Below are 1,911 nucleotides of genomic sequence, written 5' to 3' on the forward strand. Positions count from 1 at the left end.
CTCCAAGGCGAGGACGAGGACGGCGCCCGTCCCGGCCCCGAATACCCCCTCACCCCCTCCAACCCCGAACGCCACGGCCTCACCGACGCCCTCGTCGCCGCCACCACCGGCCGCACCCCCGACGCCGACCAATCCCTGGCCACCGACCCACCGACCCGGGAACAGCAGGCCATCGCCATCGAGGTCTTCCGCTACTACGAGGACCGCACCCACCTCCTCGCGCCCAAGGGCGACCACGCCTACCGCGCCTCCCGCATCGGCATGGTCACCGCCGAACACATCGCCGTCGTCCACACCACCCTCGGCGACTACAGCGACATCCCCAACCGCCCCGACCAGCCCCGCACGGACCTCCCCAACACCGAACGACTGCTCTACCAACTCGCCCTCGACAAGGACGCCTTCGCCGCCATCGAAGGCGCCTCCAGCGCCCAGACCGGACTCGCCGTCGAACAGGCAATGGACAACGACGACCCGGACGAACCCATCAAACGGGCGGTGACCCCGGGGTCGGTCACCGCGGGCATCATGGCGGAATCCCGGGCCGCGTCGGCCCATAGAGGGGTCATGGACGAGGGCTCCCTCTCCACTCGGAAGAAATGGTCCGAGCGCTTCCTCAACACCATCTCCGACACCGCCACCAAGAACCTCCCCTTCGCAGGAACCGCCACCGCCAAGATCTTTGACGAAATCAACGCCGAGCTCTACAAGGGACTGGAAGAAGAGAAGGCGCGGAACGCCGCCAACGAGAGAGCAGAAGTACGCTACGACTCAGAAGTACAGAACGAGAAGGCAGCCGCAACCGCAGTCGAAGCCGCCCTGCACAACAGGTACGGAGACCCACTCCCCGATCACATAGACGCAGAACGATACAAGGACGCAGCCAGGCACCGCGCCAACATTGCCCACGAAACGGGTCGCACGAAGGGAGCAAGCAATTGACCGCGAAGCACTGGGCTGCCGGCGCAGGCGCGCTTCTGACTCTTCTATCTATCGGGGGTTGCACGTGGAGTGAGGCCGGAGGGAAATCGGAGCGACTGTACGAAATACCTCGGAGCCTCTGCGACATTCCACCACTCGATGTCGACATGGAGCCGATCTTCATTCCAGGGGAGCGCCTTGATTTTGACCATAATTATGTCGTTGTAAATAGTGGAAAATTCACCTGCCAGTATCTCGTCGACATGGTGACCGTCATCAAAGTCATCGCCCAGTTCCACACCGATCGAGGAGTGGCGGAACCTCCGCTCGCTCACGGAATGCGGAGCTACCCCGAACAAGAAGCCGTCGCTGTTCCCGGCCCCTATGAAGCATACGCGTGGCCAGGGCTGGCGAGCGCCGTGACCGACTGCACATTCGAGGGCGAGACTCGCCCCTACTTCACTTCCGTCATCATCCGGTATCCGGACGACGAGGACCTCGCGCTGGAGCTGGTATCAGAACTCATCCAACCCGTCACGGAACACGCCCAGCAATATTGCAACATCCTCGGAAGCCAGGCCGCAGAGTGACGTCCGCAGACCCCGGCCCGCGGACTTGCGCACACCGGTGAGGGACCAGGGACGGCCGCCACTGGCAGGACATCCCCGCCCAGGCCACCGATCACGGTGACCGCGAACTGGCGAACCACCCGACCCCACCGGCGAGGGGGAATCATGAACAACGCACCGCGCATCGGCCGGGGAAGGGCCGTTTCACAAGCAGCACTGTTGACCGTGTGCGTGACAGGCATGGGCGCATGCTCATCAGAAGCGCAAGAACCGGACGGCCCCACCGCTCAAGTCAACTACGCAATCCCGGAGAGTGTCTGTGGTGTCTCCACCGACGCGCTGGGACTTACGCCCCTTTTCCCTCCGGGCGACACCATCGAGGAGAGTCACCACGAGAGCAGCAAGCGGAACAGCTGCTACT

The 1,911-nt window shown here is 63.8% G+C and carries 3 protein-coding genes; all 3 read left to right on the forward strand.

The window, feature by feature from the left end:
* Window positions 1–942: hypothetical protein (locus tag ACOJSN_RS03605; RefSeq protein ID WP_420111142.1), on the forward strand; the 942-nt coding region annotated here is incomplete at its 5' end.
* Window positions 943–1,088: 146 nt separating this feature from the next.
* Window positions 1,089–1,511 (forward strand): hypothetical protein, encoded by a 423-nt coding sequence (locus tag ACOJSN_RS03610; protein WP_420111143.1) that lies wholly within the window; start codon window positions 1,089–1,091, stop codon window positions 1,509–1,511.
* A gap of 144 nt (window positions 1,512–1,655) precedes the next feature.
* Window positions 1,656–1,911, forward strand: a 256-nt coding sequence (locus ACOJSN_RS03615; protein ID WP_420111144.1) for a hypothetical protein, incomplete at its 3' end; no start/stop codon positions are given.

It is taken from the genome of Pseudactinotalea sp. (assembly GCF_048594945.1).
Classification (GTDB): Bacteria; Actinomycetota; Actinomycetes; order Actinomycetales; family Beutenbergiaceae; genus Pseudactinotalea.

Excerpts from the sequence above, each read along its gene's own strand:
- ACOJSN_RS03610 (WP_420111143.1), top strand. The coding sequence starts at position 1,089 with ATGGAGCCGATCTTCATTCCAGGGGAGCGCCTTGATTTTGACCATAAT.